Origin of the sequence: Candidatus Devosia phytovorans (assembly GCA_029202405.1) — a bacterium.
GTDB classification, from domain to species: Bacteria; Pseudomonadota; Alphaproteobacteria; order Rhizobiales; family Devosiaceae; genus Devosia; species Devosia phytovorans.
Map to the genome: position 1 here is coordinate 132281 of CP119312.1, position 23757 is coordinate 156037.

At 62.4% G+C, this 23757-nt stretch carries 21 protein-coding genes; 11 read left to right on the top strand and 10 right to left on the bottom strand.

Features of this window, described 5'->3' with window-relative positions:
• Window positions 1–14: 14 nt before the first annotated feature.
• Together P0Y65_00640 and P0Y65_00645 are read left to right on the top strand one after the other, a co-directional pair.
• Window positions 15–488 (top strand): tripartite tricarboxylate transporter TctB family protein, encoded by a 474-nt coding sequence (locus tag P0Y65_00640; protein ID WEK04796.1) that lies wholly within the window; start codon window positions 15–17, stop codon window positions 486–488.
• A 3-nt stretch (window positions 489–491) separates the two neighbouring features.
• Entirely contained in the window at window positions 492–1997 is a 1506-nt protein-coding gene (locus P0Y65_00645) for a tripartite tricarboxylate transporter permease (protein WEK04797.1), read from the top strand.
• Window positions 1998–2159: 162 nt separating this feature from the next.
• Here P0Y65_00645 and P0Y65_00650 read toward each other — a convergent pair whose 3' ends face one another.
• The gene (locus P0Y65_00650; protein WEK04798.1) at window positions 2160–3668 is read right to left on the bottom strand and encodes an ATP-binding protein; all 1509 of its coding nucleotides are present in this window, start codon (window positions 3666–3668) and stop codon (window positions 2160–2162) included.
• Between the two features lie 244 nt (window positions 3669–3912).
• On the opposite strand from P0Y65_00650, the gene P0Y65_00655 reads away from it, so the two are divergent.
• The gene (locus P0Y65_00655; GenBank protein WEK04799.1) at window positions 3913–4239 is read left to right on the top strand and encodes a hypothetical protein; all 327 of its coding nucleotides are present in this window, start codon (window positions 3913–3915) and stop codon (window positions 4237–4239) included.
• A gap of 58 nt (window positions 4240–4297) precedes the next feature.
• On the opposite strand, the gene P0Y65_00660 is transcribed toward P0Y65_00655, so the two are convergent.
• Window positions 4298–6844 carry a hypothetical protein gene (locus tag P0Y65_00660; GenBank protein WEK04800.1) on the bottom strand — a complete coding sequence of 849 codons (2547 nt, stop codon included), beginning with the start codon at window positions 6842–6844 and terminating at the stop codon, window positions 4298–4300.
• A complete protein-coding gene (locus tag P0Y65_00665) occupies window positions 6844–7551 on the bottom strand; it encodes an ABC transporter ATP-binding protein (GenBank protein ID WEK04801.1) in 708 nt (235 codons plus the stop codon). The genes P0Y65_00660 and P0Y65_00665 overlap by 1 nt, the downstream gene beginning before the upstream one ends.
• 197 nt (window positions 7552–7748) lie before the next feature.
• On the opposite strand from P0Y65_00665, the gene P0Y65_00670 reads away from it, so the two are divergent.
• On the top strand, window positions 7749–8279 hold the full coding sequence (locus P0Y65_00670) for a heme-binding beta-barrel domain-containing protein (GenBank protein ID WEK04802.1): 531 nt from the start codon (window positions 7749–7751) through the stop codon (window positions 8277–8279).
• Between the two features lie 57 nt (window positions 8280–8336).
• Here P0Y65_00670 and P0Y65_00675 read toward each other — a convergent pair whose 3' ends face one another.
• Window positions 8337–9617: a Gfo/Idh/MocA family oxidoreductase gene (locus tag P0Y65_00675; protein WEK04803.1), complete on the bottom strand. Its 1281-nt coding sequence runs from the start codon at window positions 9615–9617 to the stop codon at window positions 8337–8339.
• A 194-nt stretch (window positions 9618–9811) separates the two neighbouring features.
• On the opposite strand from P0Y65_00675, the gene P0Y65_00680 reads away from it, so the two are divergent.
• Both P0Y65_00680 and P0Y65_00685 read left to right on the top strand, forming a co-directional pair.
• The gene (locus tag P0Y65_00680) at window positions 9812–10486 is read left to right on the top strand and encodes a GntR family transcriptional regulator (protein WEK04804.1); all 675 of its coding nucleotides are present in this window, start codon (window positions 9812–9814) and stop codon (window positions 10484–10486) included.
• Between the two features lie 61 nt (window positions 10487–10547).
• A complete protein-coding gene (locus tag P0Y65_00685) occupies window positions 10548–11522 on the top strand; it encodes an aldo/keto reductase (GenBank protein ID WEK04805.1) in 975 nt (324 codons plus the stop codon).
• A 73-nt stretch (window positions 11523–11595) separates the two neighbouring features.
• On the opposite strand, the gene P0Y65_00690 is transcribed toward P0Y65_00685, so the two are convergent.
• The gene (locus P0Y65_00690) at window positions 11596–11922 is read right to left on the bottom strand and encodes a BrnA antitoxin family protein (protein ID WEK04806.1); all 327 of its coding nucleotides are present in this window, start codon (window positions 11920–11922) and stop codon (window positions 11596–11598) included.
• Complete coding sequence (locus P0Y65_00695; protein WEK04807.1) at window positions 11864–12160, bottom strand: BrnT family toxin; 297 nt, start codon at window positions 12158–12160, stop codon at window positions 11864–11866. The genes P0Y65_00690 and P0Y65_00695 overlap by 59 nt, the downstream gene beginning before the upstream one ends.
• 139 nt (window positions 12161–12299) lie before the next feature.
• Here P0Y65_00695 and P0Y65_00700 point away from each other — a divergent pair, with 139 nt between their 5' ends.
• The 4 genes from P0Y65_00700 to P0Y65_00715 all read left to right on the top strand — a co-directional run bounded on the left by P0Y65_00700 (window position 12300) and on the right by P0Y65_00715 (window position 18161).
• Window positions 12300–15206 (top strand): insulinase family protein, encoded by a 2907-nt coding sequence (locus P0Y65_00700; GenBank protein ID WEK04808.1) that lies wholly within the window; start codon window positions 12300–12302, stop codon window positions 15204–15206.
• A 79-nt stretch (window positions 15207–15285) separates the two neighbouring features.
• Entirely contained in the window at window positions 15286–16293 is a 1008-nt protein-coding gene (locus P0Y65_00705; protein ID WEK04809.1) for a ligase-associated DNA damage response exonuclease, read from the top strand.
• Window positions 16290–17867, top strand: a complete 1578-nt coding sequence (locus P0Y65_00710) for a cisplatin damage response ATP-dependent DNA ligase (protein WEK04810.1) — start codon at window positions 16290–16292, stop codon at window positions 17865–17867. The genes P0Y65_00705 and P0Y65_00710 overlap by 4 nt, the downstream gene beginning before the upstream one ends.
• A 9-nt stretch (window positions 17868–17876) precedes the next feature.
• Window positions 17877–18161, top strand: a complete 285-nt coding sequence (locus P0Y65_00715) for a UvrB/UvrC motif-containing protein (protein WEK04811.1) — start codon at window positions 17877–17879, stop codon at window positions 18159–18161.
• Here P0Y65_00715 and P0Y65_00720 read toward each other — a convergent pair whose 3' ends face one another.
• The 4 genes from P0Y65_00720 to P0Y65_00735 are packed head-to-tail and all read right to left on the bottom strand — an operon-like array spanning window position 18162 to window position 20811.
• A complete protein-coding gene (locus P0Y65_00720; protein ID WEK04812.1) occupies window positions 18162–18416 on the bottom strand; it encodes a Txe/YoeB family addiction module toxin in 255 nt (84 codons plus the stop codon).
• Window positions 18413–18658: a type II toxin-antitoxin system Phd/YefM family antitoxin gene (locus P0Y65_00725; protein WEK04813.1), complete on the bottom strand. Its 246-nt coding sequence runs from the start codon at window positions 18656–18658 to the stop codon at window positions 18413–18415. The genes P0Y65_00720 and P0Y65_00725 overlap by 4 nt, the downstream gene beginning before the upstream one ends.
• Window positions 18659–18712: 54 nt before the next feature.
• Window positions 18713–19105, bottom strand: a complete 393-nt coding sequence (locus P0Y65_00730) for a MerR family DNA-binding protein (GenBank protein WEK04814.1) — start codon at window positions 19103–19105, stop codon at window positions 18713–18715.
• Window positions 19102–20811 (bottom strand): long-chain fatty acid--CoA ligase, encoded by a 1710-nt coding sequence (locus tag P0Y65_00735; GenBank protein ID WEK04815.1) that lies wholly within the window; start codon window positions 20809–20811, stop codon window positions 19102–19104. The genes P0Y65_00730 and P0Y65_00735 overlap by 4 nt, the downstream gene beginning before the upstream one ends.
• Window positions 20812–21283: 472 nt before the next feature.
• On the opposite strand from P0Y65_00735, the gene P0Y65_00740 reads away from it, so the two are divergent.
• Window positions 21284–23752, top strand: a complete 2469-nt coding sequence (locus P0Y65_00740; protein WEK04816.1) for an acyl-CoA dehydrogenase — start codon at window positions 21284–21286, stop codon at window positions 23750–23752.
• Window positions 23753–23757: the final 5 nt, after the last annotated feature.

Sequence of the window (23757 nt, forward strand, 5' to 3'; positions counted from 1 at the left end):
GGGAGGAGGCGGCTGTGGCAGTCTCGAATTTTGCGACCAAGGACCTCGTGTCGGGCGGCATCTTTGTGCTGGCTGGGGGCTATTTCGCCATTGAATCGCTGAACTACGAAGTGGGAACGGCGTTCCGCATGGGGCCGGGGTTCATGCCCCTGTTTCTCGGGGCCGTGCTGGCGGCGCTGGGCATAGCCGTCGCGGCGGCGGGCTGGAACAAGCCAGATGAGGAGGCGCTGCTGGCGCCAAGCTGGCGCGGCATTGCGCTGATCATCGGCGTGGTGATCTTCTTCGGCGCGACGATCCGGGGACTGGGCTTTGTGCCGGTGGTGCTGATTTCGAGCTTTGCTGCTGCCATGTCGAGCCGGCTGAATTCCCCGGTGTTTTCGATCCTCCTCGCCATCACGCTGACCGTGATGTGTACCCTGATTTTCGTCATTGGCCTGGGCATGAGCGTGCCGCTGTTCGGCCTGTGGCTCGGTCCGCTGGGAGCATAAGACATGGACATCATTGCTTCACTGGGCCTGGGCTTTTCGGTCGCGCTGGACCCGGTCAATATCTTCTATTGTTTCATCGGCGTGCTGCTGGGCACGCTGGTTGGCGTGCTGCCAGGCATCGGGCCGACGGCGACCATTGCCATGCTGCTGCCGATCACCTTTTCGCTGTCGCCGGCGACGGCGCTGATCATGCTGGCGGGCATCTATTACGGCGCGCAATATGGCGGCTCGACCACGGCAATCCTGATCAACCTGCCGGGGGAAAGCTCCTCCGCGGTGACGGCGATCGACGGCTATCAGATGGCCAAGAAGGGTCGGGCCGGGCCCGCACTGGCGACGGCGGCGCTGGGCTCGTTCTTTGCGGGCACCGTTGGTACGCTGCTGCTGGCATTCTTCGCGCCGCCCTTGGCGCGAGCTGCGCTCAATTTCGGGGCGCCGGAATATTTCGCACTGATCGTCCTGGGCCTTCTGGTTTCCATCGCGCTGGCGCATGGGTCAATTCTGAAGGCGTTGGCGATGATCGTGCTGGGGCTGCTGCTGGGCATGGTGGGGCAGGACATCTACACCGGCCAGCCGCGCTTCACCTTCGGCATTCGCGAACTCTATTCGGGGCTGAACTTCGTTTCGGTGGCGGTGGGTATTTTCGGCGTGGCCGAAATCCTGCGCAATCTCGAGAACGAGAAGGGCCGCGACATCATGGTCAAGGCCGTCAAGAACCTGTGGCTGACCAAGGACGACTTCAAGCGGATCGCGGCGCCGGTGGTGCGCGGTACGGCGCTGGGTTCGGTGCTCGGCATTCTGCCGGGTGGCGGGCATATTCTGGCGTCGTTTGCTTCGTATTCGGCGGAGAAACGGCTGAGCAAGACGCCCGAAGAATTCGGGCATGGGGCGATCGAGGGCGTGGCGGGGCCGGAATCGGCGAATAATGCCGCGGCGCAGACCTCGTTCATTCCGCTGATGACGCTGGGCATTCCGGCTCATCCGGTGATGGCGCTGATGGTGGGGGCGTTCATTCTCCAGGGCATTACGCCGGGACCGAATGTGATCAACGACCAGCCGGCGCTGTTCTGGGGCATCATCGCCTCGATGTGGATCGGCAATGTGCTGCTGGTGCTGCTCAACCTGCCGCTGATCGGGCTGTGGGTGAAGATGCTGTCCATTCCTTATCGGGCGCTGTTCCCGGCGATCGTGCTGTTTGCCTGCATCGGCTGCTACTCGATCAATCAGAACATCTATGACGTCTATGCGATCGGCTTCTTCGGCGTGGTCGGCTATGTGCTGATGCGGTTCGGCTGCGAACCGGCGCCGCTGTTGTTGGGGTTCGTTTTGGGACCGCTGCTGGAAGAACATTTGCGGCGGGCGATGATCATTTCCCGCGGGGATCCGATGGTGTTTGTGACGCGGCCGATCTCGGCGACGCTGCTGGCGCTGGCTCTGGCGGCGGTGGTGATTGCGGTGCTGCCGAGCATAAGGAAGAAGCGGAAAGAGGTGTTTGTGGAGGACGATTGAGGGTTCCACAAACTCGGTATCACCCCGGCGTTGAGCCGGGGTCCATCCTGAGATTTTTCCACGGCCGCGAGGTGTTTGTGCTCAGCACGACGACCTTGCGGCCGTTCTTGCATATCGAGATGGGTCCCGGCTCAAGGCCGGGATGACATCGAGGCTGTGGCCCTATTCAGCCGCCCCGCGGACATCGACCAAGGCATCCGGACCATTCGGGTCACCGGGCGCGGTTTCGGCGTTCAGGTCCGGGAAGGCGACGACGCGGTTCTGGCGGAAGTCGAGACGGACCACGAGGAGGCCGCGTTCCTCGAACCAGGTGAGCAGGCGCCGGGCGCGGCTCGATGAATGGGTGCCGTAGAGGCGGGCGAGGGTTGCGTCGGAGGGGCAGGGCGCCGAGGTGAGCGCGGCCTGGGCGAGGACGAGGAAGACGCCCTGGACGTCGTCGGTCAGGGTTTCCGACATGGAAAGCGCCTGCTGCCAGCCGTCGGACTGGGCCATTTCGGGCGCGGGGGCGACGCGGGCGACCGCGAGCTTGCGCTTGAAGGCGGGCAGGGCCGGGGGCTCGCCGGGGACGCGGCGAATGCGGCAGCGGACCAGGAAATCCTGATAGAGCACGGCCACGGTGCGGAAGCCGGCGTCGGGATCGCCGAGAAGTTCGGCCATGATGTCGTCGATCTGGCGGCTGCGTTCGGCCTCGTCGATCTCGGGGAAGAGCGTCTGCGGCGCTTCCTCGGCCTGCGGGCGGGCGCGGGTCAGCTGGGCCAGGAGTTCATTGGTCGAGGGCGGCGGTGGCGGAGCAGGCCGGCGCACGACGGGACGCACCAGCTCGTCGGGATCGGCGGTAAAGATCAGGTCGGCGGCGTCGACGGGCGCCTCGAAAGGCGTGAGCTTGGGGCTGGTCGAGCGGGCCGAGGTTTCGACAGCGCCGATGGTGACCGGCAGCGGCCGACGCGAAATGGCGGGGCCGAGGGCGACGAAATGTCCACGCGCGAGATCGCGGAACTGTTCGGCCTGGCGGCGGTCCATGCCAAGGAGATCGGCGGCGCGGGCCATGTCGATATCGAGGAAGGTACGGCCCATGAGGAAGTTGGAGGCTTCGGCCGCGACGTTCTTCGCCAGCTTGGCGAGGCGCTGGGTGGCAATGACACCGGCAAGGCCGCGTTTGCGGCCGCGGCACATGAGGTTGGTCATGGCGGCAAGTGAGAGCTTTCTCGCGTCATCTGCCACTTCGCCGGCGGCGGCGGGGGCAAAGAGCTGGGCCTCATCGACGACCACGAGGACAGGATACCAATAGTCGCGATCGGCATCGAACATGCCGCCAAGGAAGGCGGCGGCGGCGCGCATCTGCTGGTCGACGTCGAGGCCTTCGAGATTGAGCACGACGGAAACGCGGTGCTGGCGGACGCGGGCGGCGATGCGGGTGAGTTCGGCCTCGGTGCGGGTGGCATCGACAACGGTATGGCCGAACTTGTCCGCCAGGGTGGTGAAATCACCCTCGGGATCGATGATGCATTGCTGTACCCAGGGGGCGGACTGTTCGAGCAGGCGTCGCAGCAGGTGCGACTTGCCCGAGCCGGAATTGCCCTGGACCAGCAGGCGCGTGGCGAGAAGCTCTTCGAGATCGAGCGTCGCGGGCGCGGCGCCCGTCGTGGCGCCCATGTCGATTGCTACCTTCATCAGGTCTCCGATTGGCGGGGAACGTCCCGGCAATCGGGAGTCAACGCGTGCCAGTGTCTGGCAGAGGGGACTTTTAACACCTGCAGGAGCGATTCGGGGAAGCCGGGTGTAAGGAAGTCACAAAGTTGATGGGCGGTCAGGCGGATGCAGGCGCATCTCTGATCGCGGGCGAACGATTTGCGTTGCAAAGTCCAGATGCGCAGAATTACTTACCGATCGGGTCCGCTTTGGGCTGGGGGTAATCATGAAAACGCTTTGGGCAGCACTTGTGCTTGCCATTCTTGCCGTGGGTGTGACGAGCGCCGTGGCGCAGGACCGCCGCGTCCGCATCAACAACACATCGAGCTATGACATCTATGAATTCTACGCGTCCAACACGGGCACGTCGTCGTGGCAGGAGGATATCCTAGGCAGCGACATCCTGCCGTCGGGCAGCAGCGTGGTGATCAACATCGACGATGGTTCTGGCTACTGCAAATATGACTTCCTCGCCGTATTCGAGGATGGCGACCAAGTGACGTCGACGGACAATAATGTCTGCGAGCTGGCCGAGTTCAGCTTCACGGACTGAAGCCATTACAGGGCTGATTTCATAAGGCACCGGTCCTGAGGACCGGTGCTTTTGTTGTCTAGAGGTCGCGCAGGAGGCGCGCCGGGCGGGCCGAGGCGGAGCGCAAGATGGTCATGGCGCCGAGCAGGGCGGTGATGACAATGGCGGCGATCAGCACCATGGCGAGGACGCGGGTGTTGAGTACGAAGTCCACGTTGAGCATGACCATGCTGACGAGGAAGCCAAGGCCGATGCCGATGAGGGCAGCGGGAATGGCGGCAAGGGTCGCCAGGATGAAATATTGCAGGAAGGCGGTGCCGAGGAGGCCGCGGCGGGTGCTGCCGAGGACTTTGGTGATGACCGTATCGGCCTCGCGCTGGCGGCGGCCGGTCGAGAGGCTGCCGATAAGGACGAGCAGGCCATTGCCAACGGCAAGGCCACCGACCAGGGCCGAGGCGAAGGAGAGCTGGGCCAGGGCGTCGGTGATCTGTTTCAGCGTATCGCCGATGGCGATGAAGCGGATATCGGGCAGGTCATTGGCGAGCTGGACCTTGACCGCATCTTCCTGGCCGGGGACGGCAGTGACGGCGGCAAAGAGCGTCGTCGGATAATCCTCGATGACGCCGGGCGAGAAGGTGGCGAGGAAGTCGATGCCGCCCTGCCAGGAATAGTCGCGGAAGCTGGCAACGGTGACGGTGACCGGGTCGCCGAAGATGGTGAAGGTCAGGGTGTCGCCGAGATTGACGCCGAGGCCGGAGCGCAGGCTCTGGTGCAGGGAGACAAGGCCGGGGCCGGAATACTCCTCGGGCCACCATTCACCGGCGGTGACGCGGGACGAGGCGGGGAGTTCCTCACGGAAGGTCAGGGGGACCTCGCCGGCAAGGAGGAAAGTGGCTTCGGGGCCGCGGGTTTGCAGGTCTGCCGCAGGCGTGCCGGCGACATCGGTCAGGAGGCCGCGCAGCATGGGGGTCGAGACGAAGCGCGAAATATTGCCGCCGGGGGCGGACATGGTTTCGAGCAGCTCGACCTCGTCGGGGAAGAGGTCGGAGGCGACGAGCGTGGGGGCATCGAAGGCCGAGGCGCCGAGAAATTCCTGGCGCATATTGGCCTGGAGCACGAGCACGACGATGAGCATGGCCAGCGCCATGCCGGCGGAGACGACCACGGAGGCTGCATTCTGGCCGGAACCGGAAATGGCGCGGAGGGCATGGCGCAGAACCATGATGCGCGGCTCGGGCAGGTGGCGCAGGGCCCATTGGATGAGGCGGATGAAGAGCTGGAACACCAGGGCTGCCGCGATGCTGGCCACGCCGAAGGCGGCGACGAGCTGGATATCCTCGGTCATCAGCCAGGCGAGGATGAAGAAGGCGATAGCGGCCAGGATCAGCGGAATGATGCTGGGGGTCAGCAGCAGAGCGCGCCAGTTGACCGGTGGGGCAGAGAGGCCCTTGGAGCGGAAGAGCAGGACCGGGCGAATGGTCTGGGCCTGCTGCAGCGGCAGATAGGCGAAGGCAAAGGCGGTGACGAAACCGGCCGCGGCTGCAACCAGCAGGGGCTGGAGATGGACGGCGGGTGCCAGGGCGATGCCGACGGCGCTGCCGACATAGGGCAGCAGCAGGAAGGCGCCGCCACCACCGATGATGATGCCGATGCCGACGCCGACGGCGGCAAGGGCTGCGACCTGGGCGAAGAAATGCAGGAAGACGCGGGTGCGGCCGGCGCCCATGGAGCGGAGCACGGCAATGACGCTGGCACGCTCGGCGATATAGGCCTGCATGCCGGTCCAGACGGAAACGCCGCCGATCAGCAGCGAGCCGAGGCCGACGATGACGAGGAAGCGCATGAAGAGGTCGTAGTAGCGCACCATGTCACCGAGGCCGTCGCGGGCGGAGCGGATGGTCCAGCCGCTATTGGCGAAGGCGTCGTCGGCGGCGAGGCGGCCAGCGTCCTGGTCCAGATCGGAGAGCAGGATCTTGTAGCGCGACCAGGTGCCGAGGCCGGGCAGGGGCGAGGAACGATCACCGATGCCGGCAAAGCCTTCGGCCGAGATCAGGGCGGTGAGCCCGAGGCGGAAGCCGCGGACGGCGCCATCGGGCAGGCGGGTCAGGGTGCCGCGGGCCTCGAACTCGGTGCCGCCGAGGAAGAAGGTGTCGCCAACTGCGATCTGCAGCTGATCGAGGAGGAGCGGATCGACAAGGGCACCGGGAATATCGTCGCGGATTTCGAGCAGGTCGGCGAGAGTGGTGCCTCCGGTCAGCTGCGGGCTGACCACTTGGCCGAGCAGGGGATAGTTGTCGCCAACGGCGGCGAGATCGACGAAGGCGTCGGCAGCATCGGATTCGGCGCGCACATTGGTGTCGACGGTGTCGGTGACGGCGCCGAAACTGCGCATGATGTCGAGTTCTTCGGCATTGGCGACGCGGTCGGCGCGGGAGAGTTCGAGATCGCCGCCCATCAGTTCGGCGGCGCCCGATTCAATAGCGCGGGAAATGCTGGCGCCGACGGAATTGACGCCGGCAATCAGCGCAGTGCCCACAGCAAGGCAGACCACGAGGAGCAGGAAGCGGCGCAGGTCGCCACGCATGTCGAGCAGCCCGATGCGGACTGCCGCAAGGAACTGATGCATCAGCGCGCCACCGTGGTTTCGACCAGTTCGCCAGCGGTCATGGTGAAGACGCGATCGGCGCGTTCGGCGAGATGGGGGTCGTGGGTGATGAGCACGACAGCGGTGTTCTGCTTGCGGGCGAGGTCGAACATCAGGTCGACGACGACGGCGCCGGTGGTCTGATCGAGATTGCCGGTGGGCTCGTCGGCGAGCAACAGCGGCGGGTTGGCGACCATGGCGCGGGCGAGGCCGACGCGCTGCTGTTCGCCACCGGACAGGGCGGAGGGTCGGTGGTCGAGGCGGTCGCCGAGGCCAACGGCTTTGAGCGCTTCGGCGGCACGCTCGCGCACTTGTGACATGGACAGAGTTGGCTCGGCGATTTCCAGGGCGAGGCCGACATTGTCATGGGCGGTGAGCGAGGGGATGAGATGGAAACTCTGGAAGACGATGCCCATGGTGTGGCGGCGGAAACGCGCCAGATCGTCTTCGCTGAGCTTTTCGAGGATGGAGCCGTTGACCGTGACAGAGCCGGTGGAGCTGCGTTCGAGGCCAGCGAGGAGCATCAGCATGGACGTCTTGCCGCTGCCCGAGGGGCCGACGATGGCGACGACTTCGGCGGGCGCGACCTTGAGCGAGACGCCCTTGAGAATGGTGAGCGGCTTGCCGGCGATTTCGAGAGTGTAGGTTACATCCCGGGCGTCGATGATCGGAGCGTCAGAGGTGTTCACCAGAACCCTTTCCATCCAAATGCGTTCATAGGGCAATGCCGAAGTGAACCAATCGGTTCACTCCATGCTATCGAGCGCTAGCTAAACCGTAACAACTAAACAAGATGTGACAGATTTTGGCTGGCTTCGGAAACGCCTTGCTGGCAGACATTAAACGAACTGACGTCACCGCGTGACAGGGGAATTGTCTTTTGAGTATGCGATCAAAGTTTTTTGCCGGTTTTTGTACCCTGGTCATGGCCCTGCCCATGATGGTCATCACCCCGGTTACCACCCAGGCCGCGGAAGAAGAACTGGCGCTGCTGGGTTCCTATGTCGGTAGCTGGCGCGGTGAAGGCGCGCTGGTGGGCGGCGACAAGCCCGAGCCGTTTCGCTGCCGGTTGAGCGTGGCCAAGGGCAATCAGGGCAAGATCAACTATTCGGGCCGCTGCACGCTGGTGAGCGCGACGCTCTCGATCAGCGGCACGATCGCCTATAATGATCAGGCACGGCAGTATGAGGCTGCGATGAGCTCCAATGCGGGCTTTACAGGTCTTGCCATCGGCCAGCAGAGCAGTGGTCAGATCAGCTTTGACCTGCGCGAACGTCAGAAGGACCGGACCGGCAGCGATGTGCGCATCGGCTCGAAAATCCTGCTTGAGGGCAATGACAGCATCACGGTGAATTTCGAAGTGGAGTTCAACGACTCCGGCGAAGTGCTGACCGCTTCGGTGCCGTTCAGCCAGTAGGCTTCGGTTTCAGACATGCAAAAGGGCCCGCGGATCGCTCCGCGGGCCTTTGTGTTTCTAGAGCCTGACCAGCCCCTTCACATCGACCGGCAGGCCGGTCTGGAAGCTCTTGTTGGCGGCGATGCCGGTGAGGATGGAGAGGGCGCCGTCGCGGTGGTTGGCGCCGTAGCCGGGGCGTGGGGTGGCGCGCCCAAAGATTTCCTCGAGCATGATCTTGTCACCGCCGCCATGGCCGCCTTCGCCATGGATGACCGGGACGACGCGCGGCTCGCCATGCATGGGGAAGTGGTAGAGCTTGATGCCCTTGGCCGATCCTTCGGTGTCAGAGGTCGAGCCGGCATTGATGTAGGAATTTTCGTGCACGGTCAGCTCGAGGCGGCCACCGGTGCCGTTGATGGCGACGTTGAAGCCTTCCCAGGGGGCATAGGCATAGAGCGAATAGGTCATCACCGCCTTGTTGCGGTAACGGACCATGACATTCATCGTATCCTCGATGGAAATGCCATCGCCGAAGACATTCTGGTCGCGCTGGTAGCCGTCTTCCTTTTCGGCATCCCAATAAAGTCCCTTCTGGACGGGATTGCTGGTGAGGTCGATGGCGAATTTATCTTCGCCGGCTGCGGCGACATTGGTGGTGCGACTATAGGGGGTGAAGACACCCCGTTCCTCGGCATTGGCCCGGCCATAGAAGCGCAGGTCGCCCATGGCGAAGACCGTGTCGGGCTGGCTGCCGAGCCAGAAATTGACCAGGTCGAAATGGTGGGTGGACTTGTGCACCATGAGGCCGCCGGAATTGCGCTTGTCGCGGTGCCAGCGGCGGAAATAATCGGCGCCGTGGCGGGTATCGAGCAGCCATTCGAAATGGACGGAAGTGACGGTGCCGATGGCGCCTTCGGCAATGAGTTCGCGCAGGGCCGAATTGTGCGGCGCATAGCGGTAGTTGAAGGTGACGCGGACATCGCGGCCGGTGCGCTCGACGGCGTCGAGGATGGCCTGGCACTTTTCGGGGTCGGTGGTCATCGGCTTTTCGGTGATGACGTCGCAACCGGCCTCGAGCGCGGCGATGATGTAGAGGTGATGGGTGCGGTCGACGGAGGTGACGATGATGGTATCGGGCTTGCACTCGGCGATCATGGTGGCGAAATCGGCCGCCTTGTAGGTCGGTACGGACTGGCCTGAGAGCTCTTCGGCGATGACCTTGTTGGTGAAATCCATGCGGGTCTGGTTGGTGTCGCAAAGCGCGACGAGCCGGGAGTGCTCGCGGTGCGGACCCAGGATCGCTTCGTAGAACATGCGCGCGCGACCGCCCGTGCCAACTATCGCATAGCTCTTGGCCATTCGTTTTCTCCAATTCGAACAGATGCGTGACCGTGGTTTGGCACGCGTGAAATTGCATCTACCATACAAGATGGCAAGAATGTAGTGTTGTTTTCATCGCGGCCGCAAAAGGCAGTTTTCTGTGGAAGCGGGACAAAAACGAGACAGAGCAGCGGGATAAGGGGATCATGGTCCGAAGTGGAGAATCAGCCAAGGTGACGACCAGCGTGCTCGACATTCCAGAAGAAACCATGGCGCTGCGGGTGGTGGGCGCGCTGCGCGACGATATCGTCACTATGGCGCTCAAGCCAGGCGACGTGATTTCGGAGAGCGATATCGCGGGGCGCTATGGCGTGTCGCGGCAACCGGTGCGCGAGGCCTTTATCCGGTTGGCGCAGCAGGGCCTGCTGCTGATCCGGCCCAAGCGCGCCACAGTGGTCAAGAAAATTTCGCCCGAGGGCGTTCGGCAAAGCCGGTTCATTCGCGAAAGCATCGAGGTCGAGATCGTGCGTCGACTGGCGAGCAATCCGGGTGATGCGGGCGCGGTGCTGAGCGAGCTGATTGCGGACCAGGAAGTGGCCTCCAATGCCAATGATAGCCGGCGCTTCCACACGCTGGACGAGCTGTTTCATCGCAGCCTCGCCCGACTGGCGGGCGTCGAATATGCCTGGCAGCTGATCGATGATCACAAGATGCAGCTCGACCGCGTGCGCTATCTGACGCTGGGCGTATCGCAGTCGCAGACGGCGATCGGCGAGCACAAGGTGATAGTGGCGGCCGTGGCCAAGGGTGATGTGGCGGCTGCGGAAGCGGCGATGCGGGCGCATCTGGGGCGCGCAGAAGTGCTGCTGACGCAAACCATCGCCGAGCATTCGGACTATTTCGAATAGGCCGGCAACCCGTTGCCAGTCTGGCGACTTTCCTCTCAAGCAAGTTTGAGGACGCAGACGCATGAAGACGAGACGGCTGGGCAAGACGGGATATGAGGTCAGCGAGATCGGGCTGGGCTGCTGGCAGCTGGGTGGCGATTTCGGGCCGGTGGGCGATGAGACGGCCAGCGCCATTCTCGATGCCGCCAACGCGGCTGGCATTACATTCTGGGACACGGCCGACGTCTATGGATCGGGCCTCAGCGAAAGCCGGATCGGCGCGCATAACAAGCCGGAAGGTCTTCATGTTGCGACCAAGCTCGGGCGTGGCGGCGGGCTTTATCCGAACAATTATTCAAAGGATGGCGTGCGGGCGAGCCTTGTGGCTTCAGCGGAACGGCTGGGTGTGACGAGCCTCGACCTGGCGCAATTGCACTGCGTGCCGACGGATGTGCTGCGCGACGGGGCGATCTTTTCCTGGATGGATGAGTTCAGGGCCGAGGGGATCGTCAGGCATTGGGGCGCCAGCGTCGAGACCATCGAGGAGGGGCTGATCTGCCTGGAGCAGCCGGGCTGCGCCACGCTGCAGATCATCTTCAACCTGTTTCGCCAGGACGCCGCGAAGGAATTGCTGCCCAAGGCGGCGGAGAAGGATGTCGGCATCATCGTGCGGCTGCCGCTGGCGAGCGGATTGCTGAGCGGCAAGTATGACAAGGCAACGCGCTTCGATCCGAGCGATCACCGGAGCTATAATGCAGAGGGGCAAGCTTTTTCGGTGGGCGAAACCTTTTCGGGCCTGCCCTTCGAGAAGGGTGTGGAGCTGGTGGCCGAGCTGCGGGGTCTGGCGCCCGAGGCGCTGCCAATGAGCCAGTTTGCGCTGCGTTGGATCCTCGATCATCCGCAGGTTTCGACCGTCATCGCCGGCGTCAGCAAGCCGGAACAGATTGCGGACAATGTTGCGGCTAGTGAACAGAAGAGCCTGTTCCCGGCGCTGATGGGCCAATTGGGCGAATGGTATGAGAAATCGGTGAAGCCGGAGATACGCGGCGGGGTTTGAAGGCGGCTCGGTTGGTGGAGTAGCAAGCTCCACCTCACCCAGCGGCGGTCTTCTCAGCGAAGAGGAGAAGACTTCAGCCGGCGCGGCGAGTGTTTTTTTTATCTGCGGTGCCGGCCTGTTGTTCCCCCACGGCTTCGTGCGCCCTTACATAGGCCTTGAGCACATCCTGCATACGGGTGATATGGCCTTTGCCCTGACGTTTGAAGAAGAAGAAAACGTCGGAATCGAGCTTGAGATGAACCGAGGTTTTGCCCTGGGGATCGACCCAGACGGCGTTTTCCCAAAAGCTGTCTGGAAGGTCGGGGCCCTCGGGTGCATCGGGATTGTGATAGACTTCCCCCCTATCTTTCATCGCCCGTATTTCTGCGAGCGTCGCCCGCTTGATATTTTTGTCGGTCACGTTGGCCACCTTTCCAGGCAGAAATTATTCGTATGATCCCATTCCGATTGGTGTGGATGACGACGTAGCACTCCCTATCGACGAAGCTGGTCGACCTGTACCGGGCCTCACCATAATCGAACCGGTCGTCTGGCTCGGTGAGTACCCATTGCTCGAAGATAAGCATGGCGTCGAGGACATCCACGTCGTGCTTCTCGATATTGGTTCGTCGCTTGTTCTCGTCCCACTCGTAGTCCATGTGCCCCCACACACAGCCATGAGAATTTTAGTGTACACCAAAGTGTACACTTCGTCAAACCAACGGCGTGCCCCTAGCTTATCTCGCCGTTGATCCCTACCTTGTTGGACAACAACAAGAACCCACCTGAGTATACCCCATGTCTCATCCTGCTTTCGAACTCATCCGCGACGAACAGATCGCGGAGGTGAACAGTCGGGCGCTGCTGTATCGGCACAGGAAGACGGGGGCGGAGGTCTTGAGCCTCGTCAATGACGACGAGAACAAGGTGTTTGGGATTACCTTCAAGACGCCGCCGGAGGATTCGACGGGCGTGGCGCATATCCTCGAGCATTCCGTGCTGTGCGGGAGCCGGAAATATCCGGTCAAGAAGCCTTTCGTCGAGCTGATCAAAGGAAGCCTCAACACCTTCCTCAACGCGATGACCTTTCCGGACAAGACGGCCTATCCAGTCGCCAGCCAGAATCTCAAGGATTTCTATAATCTGGTCGATGTCTATCTGGACGCAGTGTTCTTCCCGCTGATCAGCGAGGACACATTCCGCCAGGAAGGCTGGCATTACGAGCTGGAAGATAGTGGTTCGCCGTTGGTCTATAAGGGCGTGGTGTTCAACGAGATGAAAGGCGTGTTTTCATCGCCCGACGCGGTGATGCGCGACCTGTCGCAGCGCTCGCTTTATCCCGATGTGACCTATGGCAAGAGTTCGGGCGGTGATCCGAAAGCCATTCCGGAGCTGAGCTACAAGCAGTTCAAGGCGTTTCACGAGACGTTCTATCATCCGTCCAATACGCGGGCCTTCTTTTCGGGCGATGACGATGCCGGGCAGCGGCTGGCCATTCTCGATGAGTACTTTTCGCAGTTCGACAGGATTGCGGTGGATGCAGAGGTCAAGCTGCAGCCGCGGTTCAATGCGCCGCGCAATGTGGTGGCGACCTATGCCGGCACGAAGGACGAGGGCAAGGCGCGCGACGGCATGGTATCGGTCAACTGGATGGTGGATGCGCCGGCTGACCGGGTGGAAGTGCTGTCGCATGGCATGCTGAGCTATTTGCTGGCGGGCAATTCGGCGGCGCCGCTGCGCAAGGCGCTGACCGAAAGCGGGCTGGGCGAGGGCATGACGGGCGGCGGGATCGGCAGCGGGTTGCGCCAGCCGATGGCCAGCTTTGGCATGAAGGGGATCGATGCGGGTGACGCCGGCAAGGTCGAGACGCTGATCCTTTCGACGCTGGAAGAGATTGCCGACAAGGGCTTTGCCGCCGAGCAGATCGAGGCGACGATCAATACGTTTGAGTTCAGCCTGCGCGAGAACAATTCGGGCGGCTATCCGCGCGGCATGGTCTATATGTTTGCGGCGCTGAGTACCTGGTTGCATGAGGGCGACCCGCTGTCGCAGCTCAAGTTCGAGGATGCGCTGGCGGCGCTCAAGGACCTTGCCGGCAAGGGCCATTTCGAGAAGGAAATCCGCCGGCTGTTTCTCGATAACACGCATCGCACAACGGTAACGCTGAGCGCTGACCCGGAACAGGGGGCGCGCGAGGCGGCGACGGAAGCTGAAATCCTTGCCGAGGTGCGAACGGGGCTGGACGACAAGGCGCTGGCCGAAACCGTGGCCGAGACCGAGCGGCTCAAGGCGCTGCAGGAAGAGGTCGACGATCCGGCGCTGCTGGCGAAGATCCCGACGCTGACCCTGGCGGATCTGCCGCGGGAGACGCGGACCACGCCGATCGATATCGGTACGCTGGGCGATGCGCGGCTGTTCTATCACGACCTGCCAACCGTGGGCATCGTCTATCTCGATCTCGGCTTTGACCTGCATGTGCTGGACAAGGACCTGCTGCCCTATCTGCCGCTGTTCGGGCGGGCGCTGCTGCAGACCGGGACGAGCAAGGAAGATTTCGTGTCGCTGACGCAGCGCATTGGCCGCTCGACCGGCGGGATTGCGCAGCATCGCGGGTTGTCGGCGCGGCAGGGCAGCGATGGCAGCGCGGCGTGGTTTTTCCTGTCGGGCAAGGCTGTGCCGGATAGAATCGAGGAAATGCTCGCCATCATGGGCGATGTGCTGCTCGATGCGCGGCTGGATAATCGCGCGCGATTCAAGCAGATGGCGCTCGAGGAGAAGGCAGGTTTCGAGGCGCGGCTGGTGCCGAGCGGCAATGCCATTGTCGATACGCGGCTGAAGTCCGGCCTGACGGAAGCGAGCTGGATTGCCGAGCAGATCGGTGGCATCAGCTATCTGCAGTTCCTGCGCGAGCTGGTGAAGCGGGTGGAGAACGACTGGGACAGTGTTGAGGCGGCGCTGGTGCGCATTCGCGATACGCTGTTCAACCGCGGGCGCATGGTGGTCAATGTGACGGCCGAAGGCGCGTTGTGGGACCACGCGCGCGGGCAGGTCGGGGCATTCCTCGAGCGCTTGCCGAACCAGGATTTTGCTTTTGCCGACTGGTCGATCAACTATCGACCCAAGTCGGAAGGGCTGATCATTCCGGCGCAGGTCAACTATGTGGGCAAGGGCGCCAACCTGCGCGAGCTCGGCTTCGAAATGACGGGCGCGTCGTCGGTGGTGCTCAAATTCCTCAACACGACCTATCTCTGGGACAAGGTGCGCGTGCAGGGTGGTGCCTATGGCGGCTCGAGCCGGTTCGACCTGACCTCTGGCAATTTTTCCTTCCTCAGCTATCGCGACCCGAACCTGCTGAAGACGCTGGATGCCTATGACGGGGCGAGCAAGGCACTCAAGAGCGAGATTGGCGAGAACGACCTGACACGGTCCATCATCGGCGTGATCGGGGATGTGGATGGCTATGAATTCCCCGATGCGAAGGGCTATTCGTCGATGTGGCGGCAATTGACCGGTACGACGGATGCCATCCGCCAGCAGCGGCGCGACGAAATCCTGGGGGCTACGGTGTCCGATTTCCGCCGGATGGCGGAGGCGGTGGACGCGGTGGCGCGACAGGGTCACGTCGTGGTGCTGGGCGGCGAGGCGGCGATCAATCTCGCCAACGAAAAGCGGCCGGGGCTGTTCGAGGTCAGCAAGGTGATGTGAGGCCTGCTGACACGGGCTGACGCGCCATGATGTGAGACCATGCCGTGAACCTGCACCGCATGGCCGCGTTAGGAGTGCCATGGCCAGTCCGATCCTCGACCGCAACCTCCATATCAAGGCGATCGACGCCTATATCGACCCCAATGTCCCGCGCGAGCGGGCCATCATCACGCATGGCCATGCCGATCATGCGCGGAGCGGGCATGGCTCTGTGCTGGCGACACCGGATACGATCGCCATCATGAAGGTGCGCTATGGCGAGGATTGCGCGAGAAAATTCGAGCCGCTGGATTTCGGCGTGCCGCTGCAGGTTGATGATGTCACGATAACGCTTTATCCGGCCGGGCATGTGCTGGGGTCGGCGCAGGTGCTGCTGGAGCATCGGGGCCAGCGGGTGGTGGTGACCGGCGACTACAAGCGCCTGCCGGACCGGACTTCTCAACCCTATGAATTGGTGGAGTGTGATCTGCTGGTGACCGAGGCGACGTTCGGCCTGCCGGTGTTCCAGCATCCGCACCCGAAGCTGGAGATTGCGAGACTGTTGAAATCGGTGGCGGACCAGCCGGAGCGCAGCCATCTGGTCGGGAGCTACGCGCTGGGCAAGGCGCAGCGGGTGATCGGGCTGTTGCGCGATGCGGGTTGGGATGCGCCGATTTATCTGCACGGTGCGATGATCCGGCTATGCGAGCTTTATCAGGAACTGGGTGTCGAGCTCGGGGATTTGCGGCCGGCGACGGGGACGGTGAAGGCCGAGATGGCGGGGCAGATCGTGATTGCGCCGCCTTCGGCCATTCGCGACCGGTGGAGCCGGCGCTTTCCCGATCCGGTGGTGTGCCAGGCTTCAGGCTGGATGAGCGTCAAGCAGCGGGCACGGCAGGCACTGGTGGAATTGCCGCTGGTGATTTCGGACCATTGCGACTGGGGTGAGTTGCAGCAAACGATCACCGAGACCAAGGCGAAGACCGTGTGGGTGACGCATGGGCGCGAGGATGCCTTGGTCTATTGGTGCCGACAGCAGGGGCTCGAGGCCGAGCCGCTCAATATCCAGGGCTTTGAAGATGATGGCGGCGAGGGGGAAGCGGCATGAAGCGCTTTGCCCAATTGCTGGAGCTTTTGGCCCTGACGCCGTCGCGGACGCGCAAGCTCGCCGCGCTGACGCAGTATTTTCGCGAGACGCCGGACCCCGATCGTGGCTTTGCGCTGGCGGTGCTGACCGGGGCGCTGACGTTTCGCAATGTGAAGCCGGCGTTGCTGAAAGAAATCGTGCTGCGCGAGGTCGATCCGACGCTTTTCGCCATGAGCTATGACTATGTGGGGGATCTCGGCGAGACGATTGCGCTGATCTGGCCGCATCATGGCGAGGTGGGCGACCTGCCGTCGCTGACGGACCTGATCGAGTTGTTCAATACAACGAGCAAGTCGGAATTGCCGAAACTGATCGCGAGCCTGCTCACACGGGCCGAGATCAACGAGCGCTGGGCGTTGGTGAAGCTGGCGACGGGGGCCCTGCGCATCGGGGTTTCGGCGCGACTGGCCAAGACGGCGCTGAGCGAAATGAGCGGGGTGGACCTGCAGGCGATCGAGGAAGTGTGGCATGGGCTCGAGGTGCCCTATCCTGATCTGTTTGCCTGGCTGGATGGCAAGGCTGGACGGCCGGACATTGATCAGACGTCGCGGTTTCATCCGCTGATGCTGAGCAATCCGATCGACGAGGAGAAGGATCTCGGCAAGCTCGCCCCGGCGGATTTTTCGGCGGAGTGGAAGTGGGACGGGATCCGGGTTCAGCTGGTGCTGGGCGGGGATACGGTGTCGCTGTTTTCGCGCACGGGCGACGATATCGCCAATGCGTTTCCCGATGTTGTCGAGAATGTCTCGGGCCGCGCAGTGCTGGATGGCGAATTGCTGGTGGGCAAGGATTTCGAGCCCGGGTCATTCAATGAGTTGCAGCAGAGGCTCAACAAGAAGGTGGCGAGTGCCAAGCATCTCAAGGACAGCCCGGCCTTTATCCGCGTTTACGACATGCTGTTTGATGGGCGCGAGGATGTTCGGACGCTGAGCTGGACGGAAAGACGGGCGCGGCTCGAGGCGTGGTTTGCTGCCAATCCGCAGACCCGGCTGGACATTTCCGAAATCCTGCCCTTTGCCGATTGGGACGATCTGGCGCAGCAAAGACGTCAGGGAGCCGACGAGCACGGCCATGAAGGGGTGATGATCAAGCTGCGATCAAGCCCCTATGTGCCGGGGCGGCCCAAGGGATACTGGTTCAAGTGGAAACGCGATCCCAATGTGGTGGACGCGGTGCTGATGTATGCGCAGCGCGGGCATGGCAAGCGCAGTTCGTTCTATTCGGACTATACGTTCGGCGTCTGGAAGGGCAATGAGATCGTGCCGATCGGCAAGGCCTATTTCGGCTTCACTGACGAAGAGCTGAAACTGCTCGACAAGTGGATCCGCGCCAATACGACGGCGGCTTTCGGACCGGTTCGCGAAGTGCGCAAGGAACTGGTGTTCGAGGTGGCCTTTGACTCGGCGCAGGAAAGTACGCGGCACAAGTCCGGCGTGGCCCTGCGGTTTCCACGGATCAGCCGGATCCGCTGGGACAAGCCGGCGACGGAGGCGGCAACGTTAGAGGATATGGCCGTGTTTATCGGGGCGACGTAGGAGGGCAGGGTGTCATCGCGATCAATCAACGAGAAGCTTGTGGCGCTGGGCAAGGAAATGGCCGAAGCCGCGGAGGCTATGGATTTCGAAAAGGCGACGGCCCTGCGCAACGAGATGGCGCGGATCAGGGGCGAGGGACCGATCGGTCCTGGCGACGCGGATACGGTAACCGTGGGCCAGCCGCCGCCGGGGGCGATGGGGCTCGGCACGCAAGTTCCGGTACGGCAACCGCCCAAAGGGTGGGTCAAGCCGAAGAAGCCGGATCTGATGACGAATGTGAAGGGGCGGAAGTAGTCAGTAATGACTGCGACATTGCGCGATTTCGAGGCGATCTTCGACAATTCGATAGACCAGCCGGTGCTCCTCATCTATCCGCCGCGACCACCAACCCGCCAGCTGATGCTTTAACGCTTCGGGTTTACCCGAACCTGAAAAAGGGCTCCGCTGGCATTCCTTGATCAGCGTGTTGATCTTCTTCAGCAGGCGCTTATCGTTTGCCAACCAATGCTGATAATCCTCCCAACCGTCTGGCAGGAAGAGGAGGTTCATTCCTCAATCAACTGGCGTTCAACGGCTTTACCTTCATTGGCTTGTCGGATTGATCGCAGGAGCCGCTCAGCGTTGGCAGGATTGCTCATCAAGTAGGTGGTTTCATCCCATTCCATGGGAATGACAAGAACTGGCTTTTTTCCACCAGTGCGGGTCACAATCAGCGGTATACCGGTCTGCGACACAGCCTCGATGTCGGACGCAATATCCTTGCGAAAGGCAGAAATGGACTTAGCAGGCATAGTATCTCTCCATGAAATTTACGTACAATATTCTGTACATAAATTCAAGAGCTCTCAGCGTGCCGGCTCTACCCGTTCGTCGGCTAGCTTCTTGATCTCGCGAAGTTCGGCAATTGTTGTCTGGAGGTCTTGAAGTTGCGCTTCCAGCGAGGCCAGGCGTTCGTCGACTTTGGCAGTGAGCAGGTGGACCTGCTGGCTGCGGTCGGCGTCGTAGAGGCTGAGGTAGTCGGAGATGTCGCGCAGCGAGAAGCCCAGGCGCTTGCCGCGGAGGATGAGGATCAGTCGCGCGCGGTCGCGGCGGCGGAAGATGCGGGTGGCGCCGACGCGTTCGGGAGCGAGCAGGCCCTTGGCTTCGTAGAAGCGGATGGCGCGGGTGGAAATGCCGAACTCCCTGGAGAGGTCGGCTATAGCGAAGAGATCGCGGTTTTCCGGGACAGTGCGGTTCACTTTCTGGCTCGCGCCTGCGCGTATTCCTCGCGCAGTTCCTTCTTGGACAGCTTGCCGATCAAAGTCTTGGGCAGTGTGTCCTTGAAGATGATTTCCTTGGGCATTTCGATCTTGTTGAGGCGCTCGGTGAGGAATTTCTTGAGGTCTTCCTCGGTGACAGTCCGACCGTCGCGCAGCTTGACGAAGGCGATGGGCGCCTCGCCACGATACTCGTCCTGAACGCCGATGACATTGGTTTCCTCGACCGCATCATGGGCCATCAGCGCTTCCTCGATGGTGCGCGGATAGACATTGAAGCCAGAGCAGATGATCAGGTCCTTGATGCGGTCGACGAGGAAGACATAGCCGTCTTCGTCCATGTGGCCGACGTCGCCGGTGCGCAGCCAGCCGTGCGAGAAGGCCTCGGCAGTGGCGGCGTCATCGTTGAAATAGCCGGGCATGACCTGAGGGCCCTTGACCTGCAATTCGCCGTCTTCGCCGGTGCCAACCACCTTGCCGCTGTCGACGCCAACAAAGCGGATATCGGTGGCGGGGAGGGGCAGGCCGATGGACTTGGGTTTGCTTGGCTTGCGCAGGGCAGCGCAGCAGACCACGGGAGAGGCCTCGGTCAGGCCATAGCCTTCGGCCAAGAGAGCCTTGGATTTCTTGCTGAAGGCATGGCGCACTTCGTCGGGCAGCGCAGCGCCGCCAGATATGCAAACTTCGAGACTCGAAAGCTGGTCGGCGGTCACGGTGTCGGACCGGGCAATGGCATTGAGCAGGGTGGGAACGGCGGGCAGGACATTGGCGCGGGTGCGGGTCAACAGGTCGAGCAGGGCCTTGAGCTCGAAGCGGGGCAGCATGACGACCTGGGCGCCGCTCGAGAGCGGGGTGTTCATGCAGACGGTCATGGCGAAGATGTGGAAGAAGGGCAGCACGGCCACGATCTTGGAGGGCGGCAGGAAGAGGCCATCCCCCCAGAGGTTGATCTGGCTCATATTGGCCGAGATATTGGCGTGGGTCAGCAGGGCGCCCTTGGGGATGCCGGTGGTGCCGCCGGTATATTGTTGGACGGCGATATCCTTGTCCGGGTCGATGACGACGGCGCTCGGCGTGTCGCCGCGCGCGATCATGTCGTCGAAATGGGTGACGTTGCTGCGGATGGCGGACCTGCCGAGCCTGGCCAGATCCTTGCGCTTGACCACGGAGAAGAGGATTTTCTTGACCAGGGGAAGGGCGTTGGGGAAGTGGCAGACAATCAGCGACTTCACATGGCCCGCCTCGACCAGCTTTTCGGCCTTGTCGTAGATCTGGGCCAGATCGAGGGTGATCATGACATCCGCGCCGGCATTGGCAGCGATGTGGCTGAGCTCGTGGACGGTGTAGAGCGGATTGCAATTGACCACGGTGCCGCCGGCGCGGAGCACGCCGTAGTAGACGATGGGATAGAAGGGCGTATTGGGCAGCATGATCGCGACGCGGCTGCCCTTCTTGATGCCGAATTGACTTTGCAGGGCGCCGGCGAAGGCAGTGATCTTCCTGGCCAGCTCGCCAAAGCTGGTGGTGCCGCCGAGGAAATCCAGCGCCGTGGCGGAGGGATCCTTGGCGCAGGCTGCGAGTACCTGTTCATGGACGGGACGGGTATCGACCCTGGCATCCCATTTGATGCCTTCCGGGTAGCTGGCAATCCAGGGGCGCGATCGGGCGGCGGTCTCTAGCGTCGTCATGTGGTCCTCCTCCGGGTGCCGGATTTCCGGCTGGCGACATCGCCATTCAGCTGATGCAAGTCTGCAAATGCCAGTCTTCTGCGCTTCCGGTGCTCACGTATCCAAACATACGCTTCGCTCCGGTTCTCAAAGACCGCCACTTTCGACTCTGACTGAGCTGAATGGCGATGTCGCCAGGGCTTAACGCCCTTTCGGGCGCAAATATTCCACGGCTTTACGTTAGCGTCAAATGGCTGCCCGAACCTTTGAACGCGTTCTGCGTTGACGGACCGGGGCGGCGCGCATTTCGGGCCGTAAACGACGTTAACGACGCTTGGTTGACGTAAACGTAAAGCTTGCTAGACTGACCCAACAAGCCCGCATGTGCTCTGATCCTGGCGCAAAGAACTGAAAACAGCCGATTAACCGGCGATCGGGCGGACAAGAGGATCGAAAACCCGCGCATGGCAGCGCGGGCCAAGGGAGGCACATTGTGACATTACTTCTGATCATCCTCAGCCTTGTCGTCTTTGCCGCTCTGGCAATGCGGGAAAGCCCGCTGTGGCAGTGGGGAGTGGCGACTGTGGCCATCGCACTGGTGTCCGGGCTGTATTTTCCCGAGAGCGGGATTGGCTATGGTCTGGGTGCGGGTAGCTGGCTGCTGCTGGTGATCGGCCTAGTGATGCTGGTGCTGAGCATTGCGGCGATCCGCAAGGCTGTGTTGATGGTGCCGATCTATGGCGCGGTCAAATCCATTCTGCCCAGGGTTAGCCGCACCGAGCAGGAAGCGCTCGATGCCGGCACCGTTGGATGGGACGCGGAGCTGTTTTCGGGTCGACCGGACTGGAGCAAGCTCAATGATATCCGTCCGCTGACGCTGACGCCGGAGGAGCAGGCGTTCCTGGACAACCAGACCAATGTCGCCTGTTCGATGATCGACGACTGGGACATTCGCAACAATCGCGCGGATCTCTCGCCCGAGCTCTGGCAATATTTCAAGGACGAAGGGTTCCTGGGCATGCTGATTGCCAAGGAGCATGGGGGCCTGGGCTTTTCGGCGCAGGCGCAGTCGATGATCGTCTCCAAGATCGCCAGCCGTTCGGTGGCGGCGGGGATTACGGTCATGGTGCCCAATTCGCTCGGGCCGGGCGAGCTTTTGGAAAAATACGGCACGCCGGAGCAGAAGCAGAAATATCTGCATCGTCTGGCGCGAGGGCAGGAGGTGCCGTGCTTTGCGCTGACCGGCGTGCATTCGGGTTCCGATGCCGGCGGCATGCGCGATATCGGCGTGGTGACCAAGGGTCAGTGGAATGGCGAAGAGGTGCTGGGCGTCAAGCTGAGCTTTGACAAGCGTTATATCACCCTAGCACCGATCGCGACGCTGGTGGGGCTGGCCTTCATTCTCAAGGATCCGGATAATTTGCTGGGCCGTGGCAATGATATCGGCATCACGCTGGCGCTGGTGCCGCATGACCATAAGGGCATGGAGATCGGGCGACGGCATTTCCCGGCGCGGCAGGCCTTCATGAATGGGCCCGTGCGGGGCAAGGACGTGTTCATTCCGATGGATTTCCTGATCGGCGGCACGAGCTATGCCGGACAGGGCTGGCGGATGCTGATGGAATGTCTCTCGACCGGGCGCGCGATTTCGTTGCCGGCGATCGGCACGACTTCGATCAAGCAGACGCTGCGGGCGACGTCGGCCTATGCGCGCGTGCGGCGGCAATTCGGCATTCCGGTCGGCATTATGGAAGGCGTAGCCGAACCGCTGGGCGAGATGATCAAGCGGGCCTATACGTTCGAGGCGGCGCGGCGGCTGACAGCATCGATGGTAGACGAAGGACAGCGGCCGGCGGTGATCGCGGGCCTGCTCAAATATATTGCCACCGAGGCCATGCGCGACAGCATGGACGATGCCTTCGACATTCACGGTGGCCGCGCCATCCAGGACGGGCCGGGCAATTACCTGTTTGGCGCCTATCAGGCGCTGCCGGTGGCGATCACGGTGGAAGGCGCCAATATCCTGACGCGCACGCTGATGACCTTTGCGCAGGGCGTGCTGCGGGCGCATCCCTTCCTGCTCAAGGAAGTGCAGGCGGCGCAGAACAAAGACCGCAAGGAAGGGCTCGATCAGTTCGACCTGGCTTTTGGCGGGCATGCGAAGTTCATGCTGCGCAATATTGCGGCGAGCTTCCTGCATGGCGTGTCGAACGGCGCTTTTGCCTCGACGCCAAACCAGGGGCCGATGGCGCAATGGTATCGCAAGCTGCATCGCTACTCGCAGGCCTTTGCGCTGACAGCAGACTGGACCACGGTGTTCCTGGGCGGAGCGCTCAAGCGCAAGCAGAAGATCTCGGGCCGCATGGCCGATATCCTGGGCGATCTCTACATGATGTCGGCAACGCTGCGGCGTTTCGAGGACGAGGGGCGGCTGGCCGAGGATCGCGAGCTGGTCGATGCCATCATGGCGGACCGGATCGCCATTATGGAGCGGACCTTTGGCGAGGTGTTCGCCAATTTCCCCAATCCCTTGTTTGCCTGGGCGATGCGCGTGTTGTGCTTCCCGCTGGGGCGGCATGCGAAGCCGGCCAGCGACCGGGTGAACTATCGTTTCGTGCGCTCGGTTCTGCGGCCCGGGGCTTTCCGCGACCGGCTGACGACGGGGACCTATGTGTCATTCGATCCCAACGACATCACCGGCGTGCTGGAAGATGCCTTCATCAAGGTGACGGAGGCGGAGGAAATCGAGGCGCGCTTCGTCAAGGCGGCGCGCAAGGGCGTGATCGAGCGGCGGCTGGACCGCGATCCGTTTGCCGATGCGGTGGCGGCGGGCGTGCTCAACGACAATGAAGCGGGCATCATGCGGGCGGCGGACGAGGCAACCGAGCGCGTGGTGAAGGTGGATGACTTCGCCAGCGACGAGCTGACGGCGCCCGCGAAACATCGCATCGCGGCGGAGTGAGGAGC

Coding starts and splice junctions, on each gene's coding strand:
- P0Y65_00645 (WEK04797.1), top strand. CDS start 492: ATGGACATCATTGCTTCACTGGGCCTGGGCTTTTCGGTCGCGCTGGAC.
- P0Y65_00650 (WEK04798.1), bottom strand. CDS start 3,668: ATGAAGGTAGCAATCGACATGGGCGCCACGACGGGCGCCGCGCCCGCG.
- P0Y65_00655 (WEK04799.1), top strand. CDS start 3,913: ATGAAAACGCTTTGGGCAGCACTTGTGCTTGCCATTCTTGCCGTGGGT.
- P0Y65_00660 (WEK04800.1), bottom strand. CDS start 6,844: ATGCATCAGTTCCTTGCGGCAGTCCGCATCGGGCTGCTCGACATGCGT.
- P0Y65_00670 (WEK04802.1), top strand. CDS start 7,749: ATGCGATCAAAGTTTTTTGCCGGTTTTTGTACCCTGGTCATGGCCCTG.
- P0Y65_00675 (WEK04803.1), bottom strand. CDS start 9,617: ATGGCCAAGAGCTATGCGATAGTTGGCACGGGCGGTCGCGCGCGCATG.
- P0Y65_00685 (WEK04805.1), top strand. CDS start 10,548: ATGAAGACGAGACGGCTGGGCAAGACGGGATATGAGGTCAGCGAGATC.
- P0Y65_00695 (WEK04807.1), bottom strand. CDS start 12,160: ATGGACTACGAGTGGGACGAGAACAAGCGACGAACCAATATCGAGAAG.
- P0Y65_00700 (WEK04808.1), top strand. CDS start 12,300: ATGTCTCATCCTGCTTTCGAACTCATCCGCGACGAACAGATCGCGGAG.
- P0Y65_00705 (WEK04809.1), top strand. CDS start 15,286: ATGGCCAGTCCGATCCTCGACCGCAACCTCCATATCAAGGCGATCGAC.
- P0Y65_00710 (WEK04810.1), top strand. CDS start 16,290: ATGAAGCGCTTTGCCCAATTGCTGGAGCTTTTGGCCCTGACGCCGTCG.
- P0Y65_00720 (WEK04812.1), bottom strand. CDS start 18,416: ATGAACCTCCTCTTCCTGCCAGACGGTTGGGAGGATTATCAGCATTGG.
- P0Y65_00725 (WEK04813.1), bottom strand. CDS start 18,658: ATGCCTGCTAAGTCCATTTCTGCCTTTCGCAAGGATATTGCGTCCGAC.
- P0Y65_00735 (WEK04815.1), bottom strand. CDS start 20,811: ATGACGACGCTAGAGACCGCCGCCCGATCGCGCCCCTGGATTGCCAGC.